This window comes from Cellulomonas sp. GTC20042 (genome assembly GCF_055389595.1).
On the sequence record NZ_AP043678.1, the window covers coordinates 3,362,816 to 3,382,536 of the forward strand.

Here is a 19,721-nt window from a genome sequence, read left to right on the forward strand (position 1 = left end):
ACCCTGACGTCCTCGCGGGAGACAGCAGTGCCCACCTACGCCTACACCTGCACCGAGTGCGGCCACGCGTTCGACATCCACCAGGCGTTCAGCGACGCCGCCCTGACCGAGTGCCCGAACTGCGGCGGCAAGCTGCGCAAGGTGTTCTCCAGCGTGGGCGTGGTCTTCAAGGGCTCCGGCTTCTACCGCACCGACTCGCGCTCCTCCGGCGGCAAGTCCACCGCGACCGCGACCAGCAGCACCCCCGCCGCGCCGAGCACGCCCTCGGCCCCGGCCGCGTCCTCGACCGGCTCCTCGACCAGCACGTCGTCGACCTCGACCTCCTCGTCCGGGTCGTCCGGCAGCACCGCCGCCGCGAAGCCCGCCGCCGGCTGACACGCTTCCGGGCGGCTTTCCGCTCCACGGGCGGGCGTCGAGCCGTCCACAGGCCGATCAACCCGTCGTCGTCCCCAGATCGCGCCTGCGCGACCTGCCGGGAGGATCCGGGGCGACCTAGCGTCGCGCCATGCTCCCCTTCACCTCGGCACCCTGGCTCCGCCTCCGAGCGTGGGCGTGGCGGCTGCGCGCCCCGCTGACCGCCGTCGCGCTCGCGCTGGCCGTCGTGCTCGTGCTCGCCCGCCTCGGCCCCGCGCCGCCGGCCACGCTCCCCGTGCTGGTGACCGCCCGCGCGCTGCCGGCCGGCGCCACCCTCGGCCCCGGCGACGTCGAACGGCGCGCGGTGCCGCTCGCCCTGGTGCCCGACGGGCTGGTCGCTGCCACGAGCACCTGGCCGACGCCTGGCGACGACTCCGCGGCCGACAGCGGTGCCCGGGCGCTCACCGGCCGCCGGCTCGCCGTCGCGGTCCCCGCCGGGCTGCCCCTCGTGCCCGGTCTGCTCACCGACCCCGCCGCCGAGCGGCCCGCCGGGTCCGTCGTCGTCCCGGTCCGGTTCGCCGATCCCGCGCTCGCCGCGCTGCTGCTGCCCGGCGCCCGGGTGGACGTCGTCGCCGCCCCGCCGGTGGACGGCGCCCCGGCCGAGCGGGTCGCGCAGGACGTGCTCGTGCTCGACGCCCCCGGGTGCGTGGCGGCCGACGAGGCCGGGGGCGCGGGCGGCGGGTCGGGCGGTGCGGGTGGATCGGGCGGTGCGGGCGGGTCGGGCGGTGCGGGTGGGTCGGGCGGCGTCGGCGGGTCAGGCGGGGTCGGGACGGGCGGGTCGGGGACCGCGGGGTGCGTGCCGCGGGACGGGCCGGTGCTGCTCGCCGTGCCGCCCGACCAGGCCGTCGCGCTGAGCGGTGCCGCGGCCTCCGCCGTGCTCAGCGCGGTGATCGTGGGATGATGCCGACGTTCGCGACATTCCGGATGTCAGGAGCAGACCATGAGCGACGTGCTGTCCAAGGGGCTGGGCGCAGCGAGCGAGCGGGCCCGTGGCCTCGCCGGCGTGTTCCAGGGGTTCAAGGACTTCATCTCCCGCGGGAACGCGATCGAGCTGGCCGTCGGTGTCGTCATCGGCGCCGCGTTCGGTGCGATCGTCACCGCCCTGCAGAACGGGCTGATCTCCCCGCTGATCGCGGCCATCGGCGGCAAGTCCGACATCGCCGGCCTGTGGCAGGTCACCATCCGCGAGAACAACCCGGCCGATCCGTCGGACGACGCGATCATCCAGTTCGGGCTGATCTTCGACGCGCTGCTCAAGTTCCTCATCACCGCGGCGGTCGTCTACTTCTTCATCGTGCTGCCGCTGAACAAGCTTGCCGAGCGACGCAAGAAGGGCATCGAGGAGGAACCGGCGCGCCCCTCCGAGGAGATCCTGCTGCTGCAGGAGATCCGCGACCTGCTCGCCGCCCAGCCCAGCGCGGCGCTGCGTCAGGACACCGGCACCTCCTCCGGGGGCGGCGCGCACGCCGCCCCCAGCACGCCGGACGCTCCGAGTGGCGCCGCAGGGCAGCCGCCGAGCGTCTGATCGGTAGGCGCCCCGACCGAGGGGCGTCCGGCCGCGCTGCGACCGTCCTGCGCGTGGCCGTCAGGCGTCCGGCCGCCGAGCGTCCAACCGTCTGGCGCACGGAGACAGCGAGCCGGTCGAGCCACCTCCCTGTGCGGCTCGACCGGCCGCCCCGGCTCAGTCGAGCCGGACGGCCTGCCCCGAGCGCGCGGAGGCGTAGACCGCCTCGATCACGCCGATCGACCGCCGGTTGACCTCCAGCGTCACGCGGGGCTCACGCCCGTCGCGGACCGCCGCGAGGAAGTCGAGGTACTGCGCGCGGTGGGCGCCCGACAGCCGGGTCGGGTCGGCAGCGGTCGATCCCGCCGCCTCCGCTGTCCTCCCGGCGTCCTGCGCGGCGGCCGCGACCTCGTCCAGCACGACGCCGTCCACCTCGCGGCGCAGCAGCACCAGCGCGTCGTCGTCGATCACCGCAGAGCCTCGGTCTCCGTGCACGTGCAGCCGCGCGGACAGCCCGGGGTTGGCGGCGGTGGTGGCGTGCACCACGCCGAGGGCGCCGCTCTCGAAGGTGATCAGCGCGACCGCGACGTCCTCGACCTCGATCCGCTCGTGGGCGAGCACGGCGGTGCGGGCGACGACCTCCACCGGGCGGCCCAGCGCGGCGATCAGCAGGTCGAGGGTGTGCACGCCCTGGTTCATCAGCGCGCCGCCGCCGTCCAGCGCCCAGGTGCCACGCCAGTCGCCCGAGTCGTAGTAGTCCTGGCTGCGCCACCAGTCGATCGCGGCGATCCCGGAGGTGATCCGTCCGAGGTCACCGGCGGCGACGGCATCGAGCACCCGCTCCGTGGACGGGTCGAAGCGGTGCTGCGAGATCACCGTGACCGTCCGGCCGGAGCGCTGCTGGGCGGCGATGATCTCGTCGGTGCGGGCGACCGTGGTCTCGGCGGGCTTCTCGACGATCACGTGCGCGCCGGCGTCGAGCGCCTGGATCGCGACCTCGCCGTGCAGGCCGGTCGGGGTGCACACCACGACGACGTCGAGTCCGGGCAGCGCGTCCAGCGCCTCGCCCAGCGATCCGAAGGGCGTGCCCCCGCGCTGGTCCGCGAGCGCCTGCGCCCGCTCGATCACGGTGTCCACCACGGCGACGAGCTCGACCTGCTCGGTCAGGGTGCTGACCACGAGGCCGTGGTGGCGGCCGATCACGCCGGCGCCGACGATGGCGAGGCGCAGCCGGTCGGGTGCGGGGGCGGGGTGGGTGCTCACGGGTGGCGGGTCCCTTCGTGGTCGGACGTCGGGCACGCCGCTCACCCAGGAGTCGGGCGGCGGGCACCGTGCCCCGATGCTCGCCGACCTGCTCGGCAGTGCACGAGCCGTTGCCGGGTGTTGCCGGGCGCCGCGCCTAGGCTCGGGGGGTGCCACGACGCCCGACGATCTACGACGTCGCCCGGGAGGCCGGTGTGGCGGCCTCGACGGTGTCGCGTGCCTACGGGCGTCCGGGCCGGGTGTCGCCGGAGACCGCACGCCGGGTGCTCGCCGCCGCCGCGCGCCTGGGCTACCGGGAGCGTCCGTCGGCGCCCGCGTTCCCGCCGTCGGCGCAGGCGCCCACGCGCACGATCGGGCTGGTGGTGCCGGACGTGACCAACCCGTTCTTCGGTGAGGTCGTCGCCGGGGCCGCGGAGGCCGCGCACGAGGCGGGCTACCTGCTGACGCTCTCGGACACCGGGGAGTCGGCGCAGACCGAGCGCGCCACGGTCGAGCAGGAGATCACGCAGGTGGACGGGCTGGTGATCGCCGGGTCACGGATGAGCGACTCCGCGCTGCGGATGATCGCGAAGCAGCGACCGGTGGTGCTGCTGCACCGGGTGATCCCCGAGGTCGGCTGCGTGGTCGGCGACGACCTGCTCGGCGCCCGGCAGGCGGTGGAGCACCTGGCCGCGCTCGGCCACCGCGACCTCTGCTACCTCGCGGGTCCTGAGGCGAGCTGGACCGACGGCGTGCGCTGGCGCGGGCTGCACGAGGCGGCCGGAGCGCTGGGCCTGAGCGTGCGGCGCGTCGGCCCGCACGAGCCGACCACTGCGGCGGGGGCGCGTGCCGTCGAGCGGGTAGCGACGTCCCGGGCGACCGCGGTGATCGCCTACGACGACGCGCTGGCGATCGGGCTGTCGCGCGGGCTGGCCCGCCTCGGCCTCGACGTGCCCCGCGACGTCAGCGTGCTCGGCTTCGACGGCACCGCGCTCGCCGCGATGGTCGACCCGCCGCTGACCACGGTCTCCGCTCCCCTGGCCGACCTGGGCCGCGCCGGGGTGCGGCTGTGCCTCGACCTCGCCGCCGGGGTCCGCACCGACCTGCCGACGACGGTGCTGCCGGTGGCGCTGGTGCCGCGGGCCTCGACCGCCCCGCCGCGCGTGGTCTCTCCCGCGCTGCGCTCCCGTGCGCACGGGCAACTCCCGGCAACGGCTCGGCCACGGGGTGCCACGCTCCCAGGATGATCGGCATGACGCCCGACGCCGACCGCCCGGACCCCGCCGTCACGCCCACGCACGCGCCGACGCCCACGTCGGATCGCGACCCCGGTGCGGCGCCCGCAACCGCGCCCGGCTCGACGTCCACGTCCGCCTCCGCATCTCGCCCCGCACCCGGTGACGGTGCCCCGCGCCGGCTGTCCCGCGCGACGGACGGCCGGCCTGCCGCCCCGGTGCGGATCGCCCACCTCGGCCTGGGCAACTTCTTCCGCGCGCACGCCGCCTGGTACACCGACCGCGCCACCGCCGACCCTGCCCGCCCCGAGCCCACCACCCCCACCGACCGCGCCGCGGACGCGTGGGGTATCGCCGCCTTCGCCGGGCGCAGCGGCCCTCCGGCAGGGCTGGCCGAGCAGGACGGCCTCTACACGCTCCTCGTCCGGGACGCCGACGGCGCGCACCCGGAGGTCGTCTCCGCGATCAGCGCCGTGCACGCGGCCACCGACGTCGCCGCCTGGCACGACGTGCTCACGCTGCCGGACCTCGCGATCGTCACCAGCACCGTGACCGAGGCGGGCTACTGCCGGGCGGGCGACGGCGGGCTGGACCTCGCCGACGCGCGGGTGCGCACCGATCTGGCGGCCCTGCGCGCCGAGGCCGGGCCGGTGGCGACGCTCACCGCGCCGGGCAGGTTCGTCAGCGGTCTGCGCGCGCGCCGGGCGGCGGGGCTGGGCGGCGTGACGTTCGTGCCCTGCGACAACCTGCCGGACAACGGCGTCGTGGTGCGGCGCGTGGTGCTCGACCTGGCCACCGCCGTGGACCCCGATCTCGCCGGGTGGATCGCGCGGACCTGCTCGTTCGTCACGTCGGTGGTGGACCGGATCACGCCGCGCACCACCGACGTCGACCGCGCCGAGGTGCTGGCCGCCACCGGTGTGGACGACCCCGCCTGCGTGGTCACCGAGGGGTGGTCGGAGTGGGTGCTGTCCGGTGAGTTCGTCGCCGGGCGTCCCGCGTGGGAGGCCGCCGGGGCGCGGTTCGTGCCGGACGTCCGCCCGTGGGAGCGCCGCAAGCTGTGGCTGCTGAACGGGGCGCACTCGCTGCTGGCCTACGCCGGACCGCTGCGCGGGCACACCACCGTCGCCGAGGCGGTCGCCGACCCCGAGGTGCGCGGCTGGGTGGAGCAGTGGTGGGACGAGGCCGGTGCGCTGCTGCCGCTGCCCGCCGACGAGGTGCGCGCCTACCGGGAGGCGCTGCTGCGCCGCTTCGCCGACCCGCAGGTGCGGCACCTGCTGGCCCAGATCGCCGCCGACGGCTCGCAGAAGCTACCGGTGCGGATCATGCCGGTGCTGCGGGCAGCCCTCGCCGCCGGCGACGTGCCGGCCGGCGCCGCCCGGGTGCTCGCCGCGTGGACCCTGCACCTGCGCGGCTTCGGCGCCCCGGTCTCGGATGACGGCGCCGCCGCCCTGCGCGAGGCGATCCGTGACGTGCCGCTGCCGGGCGCGGTGCACGCGGTGCTGTCCACGCTCGGTGTGCCGGACAGCCGCCTCGCGGCGGTGGTGCTGGCCGACGCCTGCGCCCTCTCCCCCGCCTGAACCCGCCCCGACCCGCGCGGACCCGCGTCAGAGCTTGAACGTCTGCCGCGGGTTCACCGTCACCAGGTCGTGCGCGATCCGCGCGGCCTCGTCCTCGGACAGCCGGTGCCGGACGACGAGGTCGGCGAGGTAGGCGCAGTCCAGCCGCCGGGCCATGTCGTGCCGGGCGGGGATCGAGCAGAACGCCCGGGTGTCGTCGATGAACCCCGAGGTCCGGGTGAAGCCGACGGTCTCGGTGACGGCGCCCTGGAACCGGCGGATCGCCTCCGGCGCGTCGAGGAACCACCACGGCGCCCCCACCCGCACGCTCGGGTAGAAGCCGGCGAGCGGGGCGATCTCCCGGGAGAGCGTCGTCTCGTCCAGGGTGAACAGCACCAGGTGGAAGCCCTCGGCGGTGCCGAAGCGGTCCAGCAGGTGCCGCAGCCCGCGGGTGTACTCCGCCGCCACGGGGACGTCGCAGCCGACGTCGTGGCCGAAGCGGGCGGCGGTGGGCGCGTGGTGGTCGCGCAGCACGGACGGGTGCAGGGTCATCACCAGCCCGTCCTCGACGGACATCCGGGCCATCTCGACCAGCAGGTGCCGGCGCAGGGCCACGCACTCCTCACCGGTGGCGGTGCCGGCGCGGGCGGCGGTGTAGATCCGGCGGGCCTCGGGCAGGTCCAGGGTGAGCGTCTCGACGTCGGCGTGGCTGTGGTCGGCGGACACCGCCCCGTGCTCGACGAAGTACCGGCGGCGGGCCTCCAGCGCGCGCACGAAGCCGTCGTAGTCACCGGTGTCGGTGCTTGCGGCGGCGGCCAGGTCGTCCATCAGCGCGGACCAGCCCACGCGGGCGGGCTCCAGGTAACGGTCCGGGCGGAAGGTCGGGAGCACGCGGGTGCGCACGGCGGGGTCGGCGGCGATCGTGGCGTGGTGGGCCAGGTCGTCGCAGGGGTCGTCGGTGGTGGCGAGGACGTCGATCCGGAACCGGTCGAGCAGGGCGCGCGGGCGCAGGTCGGGATCGGCCAGCCGCTCGCCGATCCGGTCGTAGAGGTCGTCGGCGGTCTCCGCGCTGGGCGTGGTGCCGATGCCGAAGACCTCGGTCAGCGACTGCTCCAGCCAGTACCGCGAGGGGGTGCCGGCGTAGACGTGCCAGCGCGCGCAGAACGCCCGCCACGCCTCGCGGCTCTGCTCCGGGGTGAGCGGGGTGCCGCCGACGCCGAGCCGGTCCAGCGGGACGCCGGAGGCGTGCAGCAGGCGGGTGACGTAGTGGTCCGGGGTGACCAGCAGCGAGGTCGCGTCGTGGAACGGCAGGTCCTGCGCGGGCCAGGCGGCGGGCACGTGGCCGTGCGGGCTGATGATCGGCAGGTCGCGCACGTGGGCGTGCAGCCGGCGGGCGACCGCGCGGGTGGCGGGGTCGGGCGGCAGCAGGCGGTCGGGGTGCAGGGTCTCGGCCATGCGCCGATCCTCGGACCGGTGCCGTGCGGCGGGCACACCCTTGCCGCGAGTTGCCCGGCGGACCCGGCCTGTACGGTCGTGCCGTGGCAGCGTCGTCGACCCCGGGCCCCCGGCCCTCGATGTCCGACGTGGCCCGCGAGGCGGGTGTCGCCGTGTCGACGGTGTCCCGCACCTACGCCCTGCCGGGCCGGGTCGGCGCCGACACCGCCCGCCGGGTGCGGGAGGCCGCCGATCGCCTCGGCTACTCCCCCGACCCCCGCCCCGCGCGGACGCCCGCACCGGGGTCGCGACGGGCGATCGGCCTGGTGGTCAGCGACGTCACCAACCCGTTCTACGCGGAGATCATCACCGGGGCGAGCGCGGCGGCACGGCAGACCGGGCACCGGCTGGTGCTGCTGCACACCGGCGAGCGCGCCGACCGCGAGCGCGAGACCGTCGAGGGCGCCGCCGCCCGGCTGGACGGTCTGGTGATCGCGTCCTCGCGGATGTCCGACGCCGATCTCACCGCCCTGGCCGCCCGCACCACGGTCGTGCTGCTGAACCGCACCGTCCCCGGGGTGGCCTGCGTGGTCGCGGACACCGCGCGCGGCGTGCGGGCGGTGGCCGAGCACCTGGCCGGGCTGGGGCACCGCACGCTGCTCTACCTGGCCGGCCCGGCGACCAGCCGCACCGACCTGCTGCGCTGGCAGACGCTCGAGCGCGCCGGACGGGACCTCGGGCTCGACGTGCGCCGGACCGGCCCGCACGACCCCACGCTCGCCGCCGGGGCCGCCGCCGCCGCGCTGGTGCCCGCCACCGGGGCCACCGCGGTCGTCGCGTACAACGACGCCATGGCGGTGGGGGTGATGCGCGGGCTGCGCGCCGCCGGGATCGCCGTGCCGGAGCAGGTGTCGGTGTCCGGCTTCGACGACGTGGCCCTCGCCGACCTGGTGGACCCTGCGCTGACCAGCGTCGCCGCCCCGCTGCGCCGGATGGGCGCGACCGGGGTGCGGAACTGCGTGGCGGTGGCGCGTGGCGCCCGGCCGACGGGGGTGCCGCTGGTCATGCCGGTGCGGCTGGTCCCCCGCGCGTCGACCGCACCGGCGGCGGGCTGAGCCTCACCAGTCGTGCACGGTCCCGTCGGCCAGCCGGTTGTACGGCAGGTAGGCGGTCTCGTAGGGGAACTTCCCCGCCTCGTCCACGTCCAGGTCGACGCCGAGCCCGGGGCGGTCGCCGGGGTGCAGATAGCCGTCGACGAAGGTCATCCCCTGGTCGAAGACCGCGTTGGTCCGCGACCCGTGCGGCATGTACTCCTGGATGCCGAAGTTGTGGATCGCCAGGCCGACGTGCAGCTGGGCGGCGAACCCCACCGGCGAGATGTCGGTCGGCCCGTGGAACCCCGACCTGATCTGGTACATCGCCGCCAGGTCCATCACCTTGCGCAGCGGTGTGATCCCGCCGAAGTGCGTGGAGGCGGCGCGCACGTAGTCGATCAGCTGCTCGGTGATCAGGTGCTGGAAGTCCCACGCGGTGTTGAAGACCTCGCCGATCGCCAGCGGCGTGGTGGTGTGCTGCCGGACGAGCCGCAGCGCCTCCTGGTTCTCTGCGGGCGTGCAGTCCTCCAGCCAGAACAGGTCGTAGGGCTCCAAGGCCTTGCCGAGCCGGGCCGCCTGGATCGGCGTCATGCGGTGGTGCCCGTCGTGCAGCAGCGGCAGCGCGGGGCCGAACTCGTTGCGCACCGCCTCGAACACCGTCGGCAGGTGCCGCAGGTAGGCGCCGGTGTCCCAGTCCTCCTCGGCGGGCAGCGCGCCGCGCTGGGCGGGCTCGTGGTCGTAGCGCTCCGCACCGGCGTCGGCGGGGCCGGACTGCGAGGCGATCCCGTAGATCTTGTGCAGCCCCGGCACCCCGGTCTGCACCCGGATCGACCGGTAGCCGGCGGCCTGGTGCGCGCGGATCGAGTCGAACAGCTCGGGCACGTCCACGCCCGACGCGTGCCCGTAGGCCATCAACCCGGTCCGGCTGGCGCCGCCGAGCAGCTGGTACACCGGCATCCCGGCGGCCTTGCCCTTGAGGTCCCACAGGGCCATGTCCACCGCGCCGATCGCGGCCATGGTCACCGGCCCGCGCCGCCAGTACGACCCGCGGTAGAGCAGCTGCCAGGTGTCCTCGATCCGGCTGGCGTCCCGCCCGATCAGCATCGGCACCACGTGCTCGCGCAGGTAGGCGACCACCGCCAGCTCACGGCCGTTCAGGGTCGCGTCGCCCAGGCCCACCAGCCCGTCGTCGGTGACGAGCCGCAGGGTGACGAAGTTGCGGTTCGGGCTGGTGACGACGACGTCGGCGGTCACGATCTTCATCGCGGGCTCTCCTGCGCTGGTGGGCGTCCCGCAGCGACCTCGCAGCGGTCCTCCCACCGAACCGTGCCCGCGCACCTGCGACAACCCGTTGCCACCGGTTGCCGCCCCACGGCGACGCGCGCCCCGACGGTGGGAGGATGTCCGGGTGAGCACCCCCACCCCCGACGACCGGGCGACCCGCCAGGACGACGCCCCGCTGATCCCGGACCGCAGCGCGGACGACACCGACACCGGCTGGGGCGACCGCGACGCCGACTCGAACGACGACCGCCTGCTGCGCGACGTCCCGCCGCACTGGTGAACCCGGCGCGCTGACCGCCGGCCCCGCGCGGCTCAGCCCAGCGGGCGACCCAGCGCGCGCTCCACGGCCGTCCGCACCACCGCGTCCACCCGGGCGCTGCGCCGGGTGAACCCCAGCTCGCGCCGCACCGCCGCGACCAGCTCGGCGTCGGTGCGCTCGGCCCCGTCGGACCGCAACCAGACCACGATCTCGTCCACCTGGTCGTCGGAGTAGGCGCTGATCGGCATCCCGGCGCGCACGGCCGGTCGGGGCGTGCCCGGCACCGGCAGCATCGGCTGCACCACCTGCATCGCCCCGGTCATCGGGGCGGCGGCCTCCATCACGCCCGGGATCGCGGCGGCGGACCCGGGCGGCGGACCCACCGGCGCGGGCTCGGCGGCCGGCTCCGGCTCGGGCGCACCGCCACCGGCGGGCAGACCGGCGTCGCCGGGCAGGCCGATCGTGGCCATCATCTGCGTGGTCGGCGCGACCACCGGGTCGTCCAGCGTCGGGATCAGCAGGCGTCCGCGCTCGCGCTCGGCCCGCGCGTCGGCCAGCCGGCGGTCGGCCACGGCGTGCAGCGCGCGGCGGATCCGGTCGACCTCGGCCTCCGGGTCGAGGAACGCGGCGGCGGACCACACGCGCAGCACCGTCCAGCCGAGGCGCTCCAGGCGCTGGGCCACCTGACGGTCACGCACCCGCACGCTCGGCTCGTCCACGTAGGCGGCGTCGTCGGTGAGCACGGCCACCAGCAGCTCGCCGGGCAGCTCGGGGTGACCGACCGCCATGGGCAGGTGCAGGCCGCCGGGCAGGCCGTGGTCGAGCTCGACCACCAGACCGTGCCGCCACAGCCGCTCCGCGAGGTCCACCACCAGCCGGTCCGGGACGGCAGCGGCGACCTCGGTGCTCTCGACGGGTGCCTCGGCCTGCGCGGTCTCGTCCTCCGGGACCACCGGCTCGATCGCGCGCTCGGTCTGGCCCTGCGCGCGCCGCTCGGCGAACCGCAGCAGGTCCGCGAGCAGCCGGGGGCCGGGTCCGCGCAGCCGCGCCGGGTCGATCTCGTCCGCGCCGATGCTCGACACCACGTCCAGCCGGTGCCGGGTCACGCCCAGCGCGGCGAGCAGCAGCGCGGCGCCACCGGGGTCGCTGACCGGGCCGAACTTGTGCAGCACGCGACCATGCGGGGTCTTGCCCAGGCCGAGGGACAACACCAGCGCGTCGCGGCGCAGCCCGGCCACGTTGGTCAGGTCGGTGACGACGAAGGGCTCCGGCCGGCTGCCGTCCAGGCAGGCGGCGAGCGCCGGGCTCTCCCGCACCTGGGACAGCACCGCCTCGCGCACCTGGGCGGTGTGCAGCGGGGACCCGGTGACCACGGCCAGCGACTCCTCCGGCCGGGTGAGCGCGTGCTCGATCACCAGCTCGACCACCCGGTCCACGTCGGCGCGGGTGCTCGGCACGGTGCCGGTGTCGTCCGGCATCCCCCGGCCGTCGACCAGGTGGTGCCCGACCGCCGCGGCACCCGCGGGCAGCGGGGTCGGGCTGAGCACCCCGGCGTAGCCGTGCGCGGCGAGGAACGCGGTGAGGTAGGGGTCGCGGCGGGAGGCGGCGGCGTGCAGCGGCACCGTCGGCAGCACCCGGGCCAGCTCGCCGATCGCCGATCCGGAGGCGCACCGGCTGTCACCGACCACGACCACCTGCCGACCACGGGCCAGCGCGGGCAGCGCCACCTCGATCGGCAGGTGCGCGGCGGCGTCCAGCACCACCAGGTCGACCGTGCGGGTCGCGGGCAGCACCTGCGGCACCAGCATCGGCGCGGCGGCGATCACCGGGCGCAGCCGGCGGGCGACGTCCGGGTAGCGCTCGAAGGTCTCGCGCAGCCCGGCCATCCGGTCCTCGACCAGCTCGCCGAACAGCGCCTCGGTCTGCTCCGGGTGCGCGGTCATCGCCGTGCGCGCGTGCCCGGCGGCACGGGCCCGCACCGGTCCGGCCAGCGCGGTCACGTGCGCCAGGTCCAGCTCGCGGTACTCCTGCGCGATCCGGCCCAGCGTGCGCCCGTCGTAGCCGGCCAGCGCCGGGTCGGCGGTGAGGATCTGCTCGAAGACGGTGCTCCACCAGGCCAGCTCGAGCTCCGCGCCGACCAGCGCGGCGGACTCGGCGGACAGCCGGCGGTCGGACAGGTCGTCCAGCAGGTCGCCCAGGCCGTCCGCGTGCAGCGAGCGCACCAGCCGGGTCCGCTCGGGCAGCACCGCCAGCGCCTCGCGGCCGTCGAGCAGCCGGCGCACCCGGTCCAGCACCTCGCCGATCGGGCGGGTCAGCATCTGGCCGCCCTCGGGCGTGGCGACCAGCACCCGGGCCAGCACCTCGATGTCGGCGCGCACCTCGCGGTGCTCCGCCTCGATCGCAGCCAGACCCTCGGGCAGCCGGGGCCAGCCGCCGGCCGGGCAGTGCGCCTGCCAGATCTCCCGCTGGTGCTGCACGTCGATCAGGGCGGTGTGCAGATCGGCCACCGGGCGCCCGGGGCGCACCAGGTCCTTGGCCTGCTTGCGCAGCCGGCGACGCAGCCAGTAGCCCATCGCCACGCCGTGCTCGGACCGCCAGTGCTTGCTCGCCGTCGCGGCCACCATGTCGGCGGCGCTGCGCTCGAAGACGATCGGCTGGAACACGTCCAGCGCACCGCGCACCCCGGCCAGCACGTCCAGCTGCTCCGCCCAGGCGGCCAGCGTGGTCGCGGGCGTGAAGCCGGTGACCTCCGCGACCTCGGCGATCCGGCGCTCGATCGCGGGCAGCCCGCCGTGACCGGCCAGCCGCTCCACCCGGGCCAGCGCGTCGGCGGCGGCCTGCTCGCTGTCCAGGTCCGCGCCGTACCAGGGGGTGTCCACCGGGCGCAGCGAGAACGCGCCCGCGCGGGCGGCCTCGGTCAGCTGGGCGGCGACGGCGGGGCGGCGCTCGGCGTCCAGCGCGCGCGCCACCTCGACCGTCAGCCGCACCGTCGTGCGCGGGGCGGGGCGGGCGGAGGTCAGCCGGGCCAGCGCCTGGAACGCGTCGTAGGCCGAGGCGCCCCACGGCTGGCGCTCGACGTGCAGACCGTCCACGTAGCCGCGCAGCCGCTCGCGGTGCTGCACCAGGGCGGCACGGGTCTCGGCGGCCCGCGCGGTGTCGCCCGGGTCCACCTCCAGGGTCATCGCGCCGAGCATCCGGCGGCCGGCGGCGGCGCGCCAGGCGGCGTCCGGGGCGATGTCCAGCACGATCTCGCCCACGCCCAGCGTCTCCAGGCGCTCGCGCAGCGCGACGGCGGCGCGTCGGTGGCCCGGCACGTAGAGCACGGTGCGCCCGCCGGCCGCCGCGTCCGCGACCAGCGCGGCCAGCGTGCCGGTGACGTCGCTGCCCGCCGGGGCGTCGACGAACAGGTGGCTGCCCTGCGCCACGACGTCCAGCACGTGCCGCTGCGCCGGGTCCAGGTCGCCGATACCGCGCTCGGTGGCCGGGTCGCGGTCGCCGCGCACCGGATCCGGCAGCGGCACCGCCAGCGCTTCGGCGGCCTCGGCCACCCCGGCGAGCGCCGCCACCACCTCGTGCCGCTCCAGCGCGGGCGCGAGCTTGTCCAGGTCGTCCACCAGCACCTGGCCGGGGTGCACGAAGGTGCCCACCACGATCCGGTCCACCAGCGTGAAGTCGTCCAGCACCGCACCGCCGAGCGCGGTCAGCCGGGAGATCGCGTCACGGGGGTCGAAGCCCGAGCCGGTGAACGCGCTGCGGGCCACGGCGCCGGGGTCGAGCAGGGCCCCGCGCGAGCGCAGCGCCCGGGCCAGCACCGGGTTCACCTCGAGCGAGGGCTCCAGGGTGAGCTCGTAGTCGCTCTCCGCGGTCCCGCGGGCGCTCAGCGACACCGGGCGCAGCAGCACCGGGGCGCGCACCGTGCGGGCGGTCGGGGCGGTCGGCTGCTCCGGGGCGCCGTCGGCGTCGTCGGACCGGGTGCCCGCGTGCTCCTTGGTGGCGGTGGCGAGCGCGGCCACGTCGTCGCTGGCCACGTCGGGGGTGGTCCGCTCGGTCCAGGTGGCGACGCCGATCGCCAGGTAGGTCGGCGCGATCCCGTACTGCTGGGCGTAGGTGCCCGCACGGGCGGCCACGGCACGGGCCCGGCGACGGGCGGTGCCGAGCGCGGCCCCCTCGCGCACCAGGTTCGACAGCCGGGTCTCGCGCCCGGCGAACAGCTGGGCGATCCCGGACGGGTGGGCGGCCGACAGGTCGAGGGCGGCCTCGCCGAGCAGCTCGACGTCGGCGAGCGTCGACCCGCCGGCGGCCTCGACCAGCGCGGCGCGCCAGGTGCTGGTGGACCCGGCGACCAGCTCCTCGGCCGACGGCGGCTCGACCAGCACGGGGCCGGAGGCGGCCTCGTCGGTCGCCTCGGCCTCGGCGGGCTGGACGGGGTCGGTGCCGGTCGCGGGCGTGCGGGCCTCGGCCTCGCCGGGAGCGGGGGTCCGCCCGGCGGGGTGGACGGTGCGGCGCACGGGGACAGTCACCCCGGCACGCTAACCGCCCGGGGCCGACGATCGGGGCGTGACGCGCCGCCGTGGCCGATGATGACGCGGTTCGCGGGTCTCGCGGAGGGGGTTCGTCCGGCGCTTCGCGGGGGCTGAGCCACACCTGCGCGCCGGGAAGATGATGTCGGTGCGCACCGCGCAGGGGGCAGGCGATGCGCACCGACTGGAAGAACTATGGCCCGCGGGTCGTACAGCGGTCAACCACCTGCGTGGCATCCGGGTGACCGCTCACACAGCGAGGTCACAGCGACGGGCCATCCGCGCAGGTCGGATCTTGAGGATGTGACGCAGGTCACACGGAACCGGTCCCGGCGCTCGGGGCTGCCGTGGCTGCCGACGGGGCCCGCCAGCCGTCGCCAGGCCCCGCCGACGCACCCTGTCTACCGGCCGCCGACCGGTCGCGTGCGCCCGCGTAGGGGATTCCACTGCCCGCGAGGGATATCCCTGCGCGGAGCGTGGGGCGTCCGGCACGATCGACGCATGTCCGCCGCCCGACGCCTGAGCGCCTCCGTCGTCCTCGCGCTGCTGCTCGGTGGCGCCCTCGGCGGCTGCACGCCGGACGAGCGGCACACCGTCGTCGGCACCGCCCACCGCCCCGACCCCACGGGCGGCACCACGCTCGTCGACGCCGAGGACCCGTACTACGAGCGGCTGGGGCTCAACCTCGACATGGTCCCGGTGGTCGGTCCCGACGGCGAGCCCGCGGACCTCGCCGACGGCGACACCGTCGAGGTCGTGATCGACGGCTCCTGCGCCGAGTCCTTCCCCGTGCAGTGCCCCGTCAGCGAGATCCGCATCATCGACTGACTCTGGCGATCAGGCCGATCAGCGGCTGATCAGCCAGAGGATCGTGTCGTGGATGTGCTTCGCCTTGTCGTTCCCGCGGAACGTCGCCTCCACGCTCGCCTGCCCCGCCGAGATCACCACGGTGGCCGAGGACGAGAACTTGCCGAACATCGACTTGTCCGACAGGAACGACACCGACTGGATCGACCGGATCGGCAGCGAGGTCACCGCCGACTTCCCACCCAGGAACGAGTTGTCCTGGAAGACCACGCGCAGGCTGGTCACCGCCACGAACCCGGTGCCGCCACCGTGGCAGTCGTACACCGCGTACACCTGCTCCCCGGCGATCAGGCCCGCCAGGATCGACTGGAGCTGCTCGGGCTTGTCGTGCGGGATCTGCTGGGCCTCGGTGCTCACGGGCGGGTCCTCCTGCGTCGTTCGTGCCGGCGCGGGTGCGCCGGTGGGTCGATGCTAGGGAGTACGCGGGCAGGTCAGCGACGGTGGCGCGGGCAGTGTCAGTCGTTCAGCGCTGCGGCGGCCCACCGCTCCTCGACCAGCCGGCAGATCCGGTCCGCCATCCGCTCCTCCCCCTCGCCCGCCCGCGGCTCCACCGCCAGCACCTCCTCGGTGCCGTCGGCCCGCGGCAGGCACAGGTGCACCGTCGTGCTCGTCCACGGCCACGCCGCCACCCAGCGCACGTCCGCCCCGCGCGGGTGCCCGTCCACGAGCCCGAACCGCCGACGCACCTCCCGCGCCACCCGCCGCCCCGACCCCTCACGCAGCACCGTCACCTCGCCGACCACCACCACCCGCTCCGCGGCAGCGGCGTCGACTGCGTCCAGGTACGGCAGCAGCCCGAACGCCACCGTCCGGTCCAACGTCTCCGCGGGACCGCCCGACGGACGCTCCGCCCTCGACGGCTCCCACAGCACCCGCCCGCCGACCCGCCGTACCCGCGCCACCAGCGCGCCGCACCCCTCCTCCCCGCAGGAGCACGTCCCGAGCACCACGTCCCGCCCCGCGGCCGTCGGCAGCAGGCGCGACGACAGCGGCGGCAGCAGCCGGTCCGGGTCGGGGCCGCGCGGGTTGCGGCAGCGCGCGAGCAGGTCTTCGCCGTCGACCAGGTAGCGCACCGACGGGGCGCCGTCGTCGAAGACGGTGTCCAGGCGCAGGGTCGAGACGCGCGAGTGATGGAGGTGGTGCGGGCCGGGGTGCGGCGTCGAGGTCATCGGTGCGGCGTGAGGTGCCGGGTCCCGTGAGGCGGTCGAGGTGGTGGTGCAGAGGTGCGCCTGGGCAGATTCGAACTGCCGACACCCGCTTTAGGAGAGCGGTGCTCTATCCCCTGAGCTACAGGCGCGCGGGACGACGCCGAGCCTACCGCCTCCTACCCGCTCGCCGACTGGCGCACCAGCGCGTCCCCCGGCCCCGACGAGATCACGTCCCCGTCCGGCAGGAACAGCATCCAGTGCTCCATGTCCGGCACCGGCGACGGTCCGACCCGGAGGGTCACGTCACCGCTGAACGCGATCGTCAGCGACGGCCCGAGAGGGTCGAACACCGCCTCGACGATGCTCTGCCCGTCGATCCGCGCCACCGCCCGCTCCATGGTCGGCCGGCAGTCGTCGGCGGTCGCGAGCAGGGAGCCGCCGCGCCAGATCGTCCAGTGCCCGCCGTACACCCAGAGGTGGTGCTCACCGACGACGGTGCCGAGGGAGTTGGTGCGGCGACCGCCGATCTGCAGGGTGGCGAAGCTGCCGTGGCCGACGTCCGGCTCCCACACGCGCCGGCCCTGGAGGTCGCGCAGCACGGATGTCAGCGCTGTCCGGTCGTCCTCGTCCGCCACGGTGCTCCTCTCGGTCTCTCGGCACGGTAGCGCGACGCGGTCCCCGTCATGCAGAGGGTTTCCCGGCTCACCCCGCCGCGCTGAGCACCGCCTCCGCACCTCAGGCCACGGCCCGAGCGGGCCCGACCCGTGCGGAGCCGGTGATCGGCGCGCGGGGGGGGACGGGCCAGCCGGACCTCCCCCGGGGCCCGGCCGACCCCACCGCCGGTCAGCGGTAGCAGTGCCAGCCGTTCCAGGTGCTCGTCGGGTTGAGCGCATACACCCCCGACCCGTACCAGTGCGAGCACGCCTGGTTCATGTCCACGCTGTAGAGCGCCGACATGAGGTTGCACCGCCACCCGTTCCAGGCGTTGTTGATGTTGACCGCGAACGACGCGGCACCGAACTTCCACGTGCAGTACTCGGCGATGTGCGCGTCGTTGCCGACGAGCGTCGCCGCCTGGGCGGGCGCGGGCCCGACGACGGCGATGCCTGCGGCGAGCGCGGCGGCTGCGAGGAAGCGGACCGTTCGACCTGTGCGCATTTCGACCTCCGGTGAAGGGTGAGCGGCAGAGCCCTGGTGACGACCGGTGCGCGACGCCGCGCGGACGTCGTCGGCCCGGTCGCGCCCCACGATGTCCGCGCCTCCGCCCGTCCGGGCGACGTCCGGGTCCGGATCGGACACTCCGGACCCCGATGACGTGGTTGTCTGGCTCCGACACGTGCTGCACACGTCCAGATATCCGGATCGCAGGGGCCCCGGTGTCTCAGCAGAACGCCCGCGCGGACGACGACGCGCCACGACCGTCCGCGGACGACTCGGCCGAGCGGTTCGCGCGCGACCTGCGCGAGCTGCGTCGCGCCGACGGAGACCCGACGCTGGCCGCCCTCGACCGCCTGTGCGGCGTCTCGAAGTCGGTGCTGTCCGACGCGTTCAGCGGACGGGTCCTGCCGACCGAGCGCACCGTCGAGCGGGTGGTCCGCGCCCTCGACGGCGACGTGGACGCGTGGCTCGCCCGGCGTCGACGGCTCGACCCGGGCGCGCGGGTGGATCGTCGCCCCGCACCCGGTACCCCGGTGACGGTCCGGCGGCGCACCGCCGTGGGCTGGGCGGTGGGCGCCGCCATGGCCGGGTCGGCGATCACGCTCGCGGTGGCGTGGGCGGTGTGGGCGCCGGCCGGCGCGAACGCCGAGGGCCCCCGGTTCGCGGTGGCGAACGGCACCGATCCCGCCCAGACGCCCTGCGTCGAGGATGCCGCGGTCGTCGCGAGCGAGACCCGGCAGCGCGACACCCAGCTCCAGATCGTGTACTCCGAGGCCTGCGAGGCCGCCTGGGCGCGCATCACCCGCTACGACGGCGACTCGGCGGGGAACACCGTGTCCGCGAGCACCTTCCGCCAGATCGCCCCGGACGCCTCCGACCGGCAGGACACCACCGAGCCCGACGCGCAGAGCGCCTACACGACGCTGATCGTGCGCAGCACCCCGCAGACCCGCCTGTGCGCGGTGGGGTCGATCAGCGTCCCGGGCGAGGAGATCGACCTGGGTGCACCCGTCTGCGTGTGATCCCCCTCGGGTCGGAGGACCCAGATCCACCTAGGACCTCCGTCCCAGATCACCCCCACGCCGGTGCTGTCTTCGGGGCAAACCGGACACCATCCGGCCGAACGCACAGGTGAACCGGGACCTACGACCTGGGCGGATGCCCCCGCGTAGTTGAAACATTGAGAACGCCATCACAAGCCCCCGCACGAACGAAGGCACCACTCATGACCACCACCGCCGCACGCCCCGACGAGACCGTCGAGGCCGGCACCGTCGTCCGTACCAGCGAGGACGTCGTCCGCTCCGTCACGGTCCGCCGCCTGCTCGCGGCGCTCCGCCTCACCGTCGGCTTCATCTTCCTCTGGGCGTTCCTGGACAAGATGTTCGGCTTCGGCTACTCCACCGCGTCGGAGAACGCCTGGATCAACGGCGGCAAGCCGAGCCAGGGCTTCCTGACCATGGGCACCATCGGCCCGTTCAAGGACGCGTTCTCCTCGATGGCGAGCCCGGCCACCGACGTGCTGTTCATGCTCGGCATGCTGGCCGTCGGCCTGGCCGTGATGCTGGGCATCGGCCTGCGGGTCTCCGCCGTCGCCGGCCCGATCATCATGGCGATGATGTGGCTGGCCGAGTGGCCGCTCCAGTCGGGCTCCTCGAACCCGCTGATCGACTACCACGTGATCTACGCCCTGGCGCTGGTGATCTTCGCAGTGACCTTCGCCGGCGACACCTGGGGCCTGGGCCGCTGGTGGCGCGAGCTGCCGATCGTGCGCCGCTTCGGCTGGCTGCGCTGATCACGACCGCAGGGCCTCGGGCCCTCGGCTGACCCCCGACCGGGGGCCCACCAGGACGGGGCGTCACGCGATCTGCGTGGCGCCCCGTCCTCGCGCGTGCGGGCGGGTCGCTTAGCGAATGTACGCAAATGGGAAACCCCGGCGAGATTTAGGAGGCTTTTCGCCGCATCAACGCGACCTGGCGCTTGTGCCGCATCTCGTCACGGAA

The 19,721-nt window shown here is 75.5% G+C and carries 18 protein-coding genes and 1 tRNA gene; 10 read left to right on the plus strand and 9 right to left on the minus strand.

Annotated features, from left to right (window positions below; genetic code table 11):
- The first annotated feature begins 27 nt into the window (after window positions 1-27).
- The 3 genes from ACZ5HG_RS15540 to mscL all read left to right on the plus strand — a co-directional run bounded on the left by ACZ5HG_RS15540 (window position 28) and on the right by mscL (window position 1,939).
- A complete protein-coding gene (locus tag ACZ5HG_RS15540; RefSeq protein ID WP_464177914.1) occupies window positions 28-375 on the plus strand; it encodes an FmdB family zinc ribbon protein in 348 nt (115 codons plus the stop codon).
- Between the two features lie 130 nt (window positions 376-505).
- Window positions 506-1,315, plus strand: coding sequence for an SAF domain-containing protein (locus ACZ5HG_RS15545; RefSeq protein WP_464177916.1), 810 nt, complete (start codon window positions 506-508; stop codon window positions 1,313-1,315).
- A 39-nt stretch (window positions 1,316-1,354) separates the two neighbouring features.
- On the plus strand, window positions 1,355-1,939 hold the full coding sequence (gene mscL, locus ACZ5HG_RS15550) for a large conductance mechanosensitive channel protein MscL (protein WP_464177918.1): 585 nt from the start codon (window positions 1,355-1,357) through the stop codon (window positions 1,937-1,939).
- A gap of 156 nt (window positions 1,940-2,095) precedes the next feature.
- Here mscL and ACZ5HG_RS15555 read toward each other — a convergent pair whose 3' ends face one another.
- Window positions 2,096-3,181 carry a Gfo/Idh/MocA family protein gene (locus ACZ5HG_RS15555; protein ID WP_464177920.1) on the minus strand — a complete coding sequence of 362 codons (1,086 nt, stop codon included), beginning with the start codon at window positions 3,179-3,181 and terminating at the stop codon, window positions 2,096-2,098.
- A gap of 149 nt (window positions 3,182-3,330) precedes the next feature.
- Here ACZ5HG_RS15555 and ACZ5HG_RS15560 point away from each other — a divergent pair, with 149 nt between their 5' ends.
- Entirely contained in the window at window positions 3,331-4,407 is a 1,077-nt protein-coding gene (locus ACZ5HG_RS15560) for a LacI family DNA-binding transcriptional regulator (RefSeq protein ID WP_464177922.1), read from the plus strand.
- A gap of 5 nt (window positions 4,408-4,412) precedes the next feature.
- Window positions 4,413-5,975 carry a mannitol dehydrogenase family protein gene (locus ACZ5HG_RS15565; protein ID WP_464177924.1) on the plus strand — a complete coding sequence of 521 codons (1,563 nt, stop codon included), beginning with the start codon at window positions 4,413-4,415 and terminating at the stop codon, window positions 5,973-5,975.
- A gap of 27 nt (window positions 5,976-6,002) precedes the next feature.
- Here ACZ5HG_RS15565 and uxaC read toward each other — a convergent pair whose 3' ends face one another.
- On the minus strand, window positions 6,003-7,409 hold the full coding sequence (uxaC, locus tag ACZ5HG_RS15570; RefSeq protein WP_464177926.1) for a glucuronate isomerase: 1,407 nt from the start codon (window positions 7,407-7,409) through the stop codon (window positions 6,003-6,005).
- Between the two features lie 83 nt (window positions 7,410-7,492).
- Here uxaC and ACZ5HG_RS15575 point away from each other — a divergent pair, with 83 nt between their 5' ends.
- The gene (locus ACZ5HG_RS15575) at window positions 7,493-8,503 is read left to right on the plus strand and encodes a LacI family DNA-binding transcriptional regulator (RefSeq protein ID WP_464177928.1); all 1,011 of its coding nucleotides are present in this window, start codon (window positions 7,493-7,495) and stop codon (window positions 8,501-8,503) included.
- 3 nt (window positions 8,504-8,506) lie between these two features.
- On the opposite strand, the gene manD is transcribed toward ACZ5HG_RS15575, so the two are convergent.
- Window positions 8,507-9,745, minus strand: coding sequence for a D-mannonate dehydratase ManD (gene manD / locus ACZ5HG_RS15580; RefSeq protein WP_464177930.1), 1,239 nt, complete (start codon window positions 9,743-9,745; stop codon window positions 8,507-8,509).
- Between the two features lie 145 nt (window positions 9,746-9,890).
- On the opposite strand from manD, the gene ACZ5HG_RS15585 reads away from it, so the two are divergent.
- Complete coding sequence (locus tag ACZ5HG_RS15585; RefSeq protein WP_464177932.1) at window positions 9,891-10,046, plus strand: hypothetical protein; 156 nt, start codon at window positions 9,891-9,893, stop codon at window positions 10,044-10,046.
- A gap of 32 nt (window positions 10,047-10,078) precedes the next feature.
- Here ACZ5HG_RS15585 and ACZ5HG_RS15590 read toward each other — a convergent pair whose 3' ends face one another.
- Entirely contained in the window at window positions 10,079-14,545 is a 4,467-nt protein-coding gene (locus ACZ5HG_RS15590; protein ID WP_464177934.1) for a hypothetical protein, read from the minus strand.
- A 501-nt stretch (window positions 14,546-15,046) separates the two neighbouring features.
- Between ACZ5HG_RS15590 and ACZ5HG_RS15595 the strand changes: the two genes are divergently transcribed.
- Window positions 15,047-15,373 (plus strand): hypothetical protein, encoded by a 327-nt coding sequence (locus ACZ5HG_RS15595; protein ID WP_464177936.1) that lies wholly within the window; start codon window positions 15,047-15,049, stop codon window positions 15,371-15,373.
- 18 nt (window positions 15,374-15,391) lie between these two features.
- On the opposite strand, the gene ACZ5HG_RS15600 is transcribed toward ACZ5HG_RS15595, so the two are convergent.
- From ACZ5HG_RS15600 to ACZ5HG_RS15620, 5 genes are all read right to left on the minus strand, one after another.
- The gene (locus ACZ5HG_RS15600) at window positions 15,392-15,769 is read right to left on the minus strand and encodes a hypothetical protein (protein ID WP_464177938.1); all 378 of its coding nucleotides are present in this window, start codon (window positions 15,767-15,769) and stop codon (window positions 15,392-15,394) included.
- Between the two features lie 98 nt (window positions 15,770-15,867).
- Window positions 15,868-16,581 carry a hypothetical protein gene (locus tag ACZ5HG_RS15605; protein ID WP_464177940.1) on the minus strand — a complete coding sequence of 238 codons (714 nt, stop codon included), beginning with the start codon at window positions 16,579-16,581 and terminating at the stop codon, window positions 15,868-15,870.
- A 55-nt stretch (window positions 16,582-16,636) separates the two neighbouring features.
- A tRNA-Arg gene (locus ACZ5HG_RS15610) sits at window positions 16,637-16,709 on the minus strand.
- 27 nt (window positions 16,710-16,736) lie between these two features.
- Window positions 16,737-17,195, minus strand: a complete 459-nt coding sequence (locus ACZ5HG_RS15615) for a hypothetical protein (protein ID WP_464177942.1) — start codon at window positions 17,193-17,195, stop codon at window positions 16,737-16,739.
- A gap of 208 nt (window positions 17,196-17,403) precedes the next feature.
- On the minus strand, window positions 17,404-17,718 hold the full coding sequence (locus tag ACZ5HG_RS15620; protein WP_464177944.1) for a hypothetical protein: 315 nt from the start codon (window positions 17,716-17,718) through the stop codon (window positions 17,404-17,406).
- A 218-nt stretch (window positions 17,719-17,936) separates the two neighbouring features.
- Between ACZ5HG_RS15620 and ACZ5HG_RS15625 the strand changes: the two genes are divergently transcribed.
- Together ACZ5HG_RS15625 and ACZ5HG_RS15630 are read left to right on the plus strand one after the other, a co-directional pair.
- Complete coding sequence (locus tag ACZ5HG_RS15625; RefSeq protein WP_464177946.1) at window positions 17,937-18,740, plus strand: DUF2690 domain-containing protein; 804 nt, start codon at window positions 17,937-17,939, stop codon at window positions 18,738-18,740.
- Between the two features lie 203 nt (window positions 18,741-18,943).
- Complete coding sequence (locus ACZ5HG_RS15630; protein ID WP_464177948.1) at window positions 18,944-19,513, plus strand: DoxX family protein; 570 nt, start codon at window positions 18,944-18,946, stop codon at window positions 19,511-19,513.
- Window positions 19,514-19,721 lie beyond the last annotated feature (208 nt).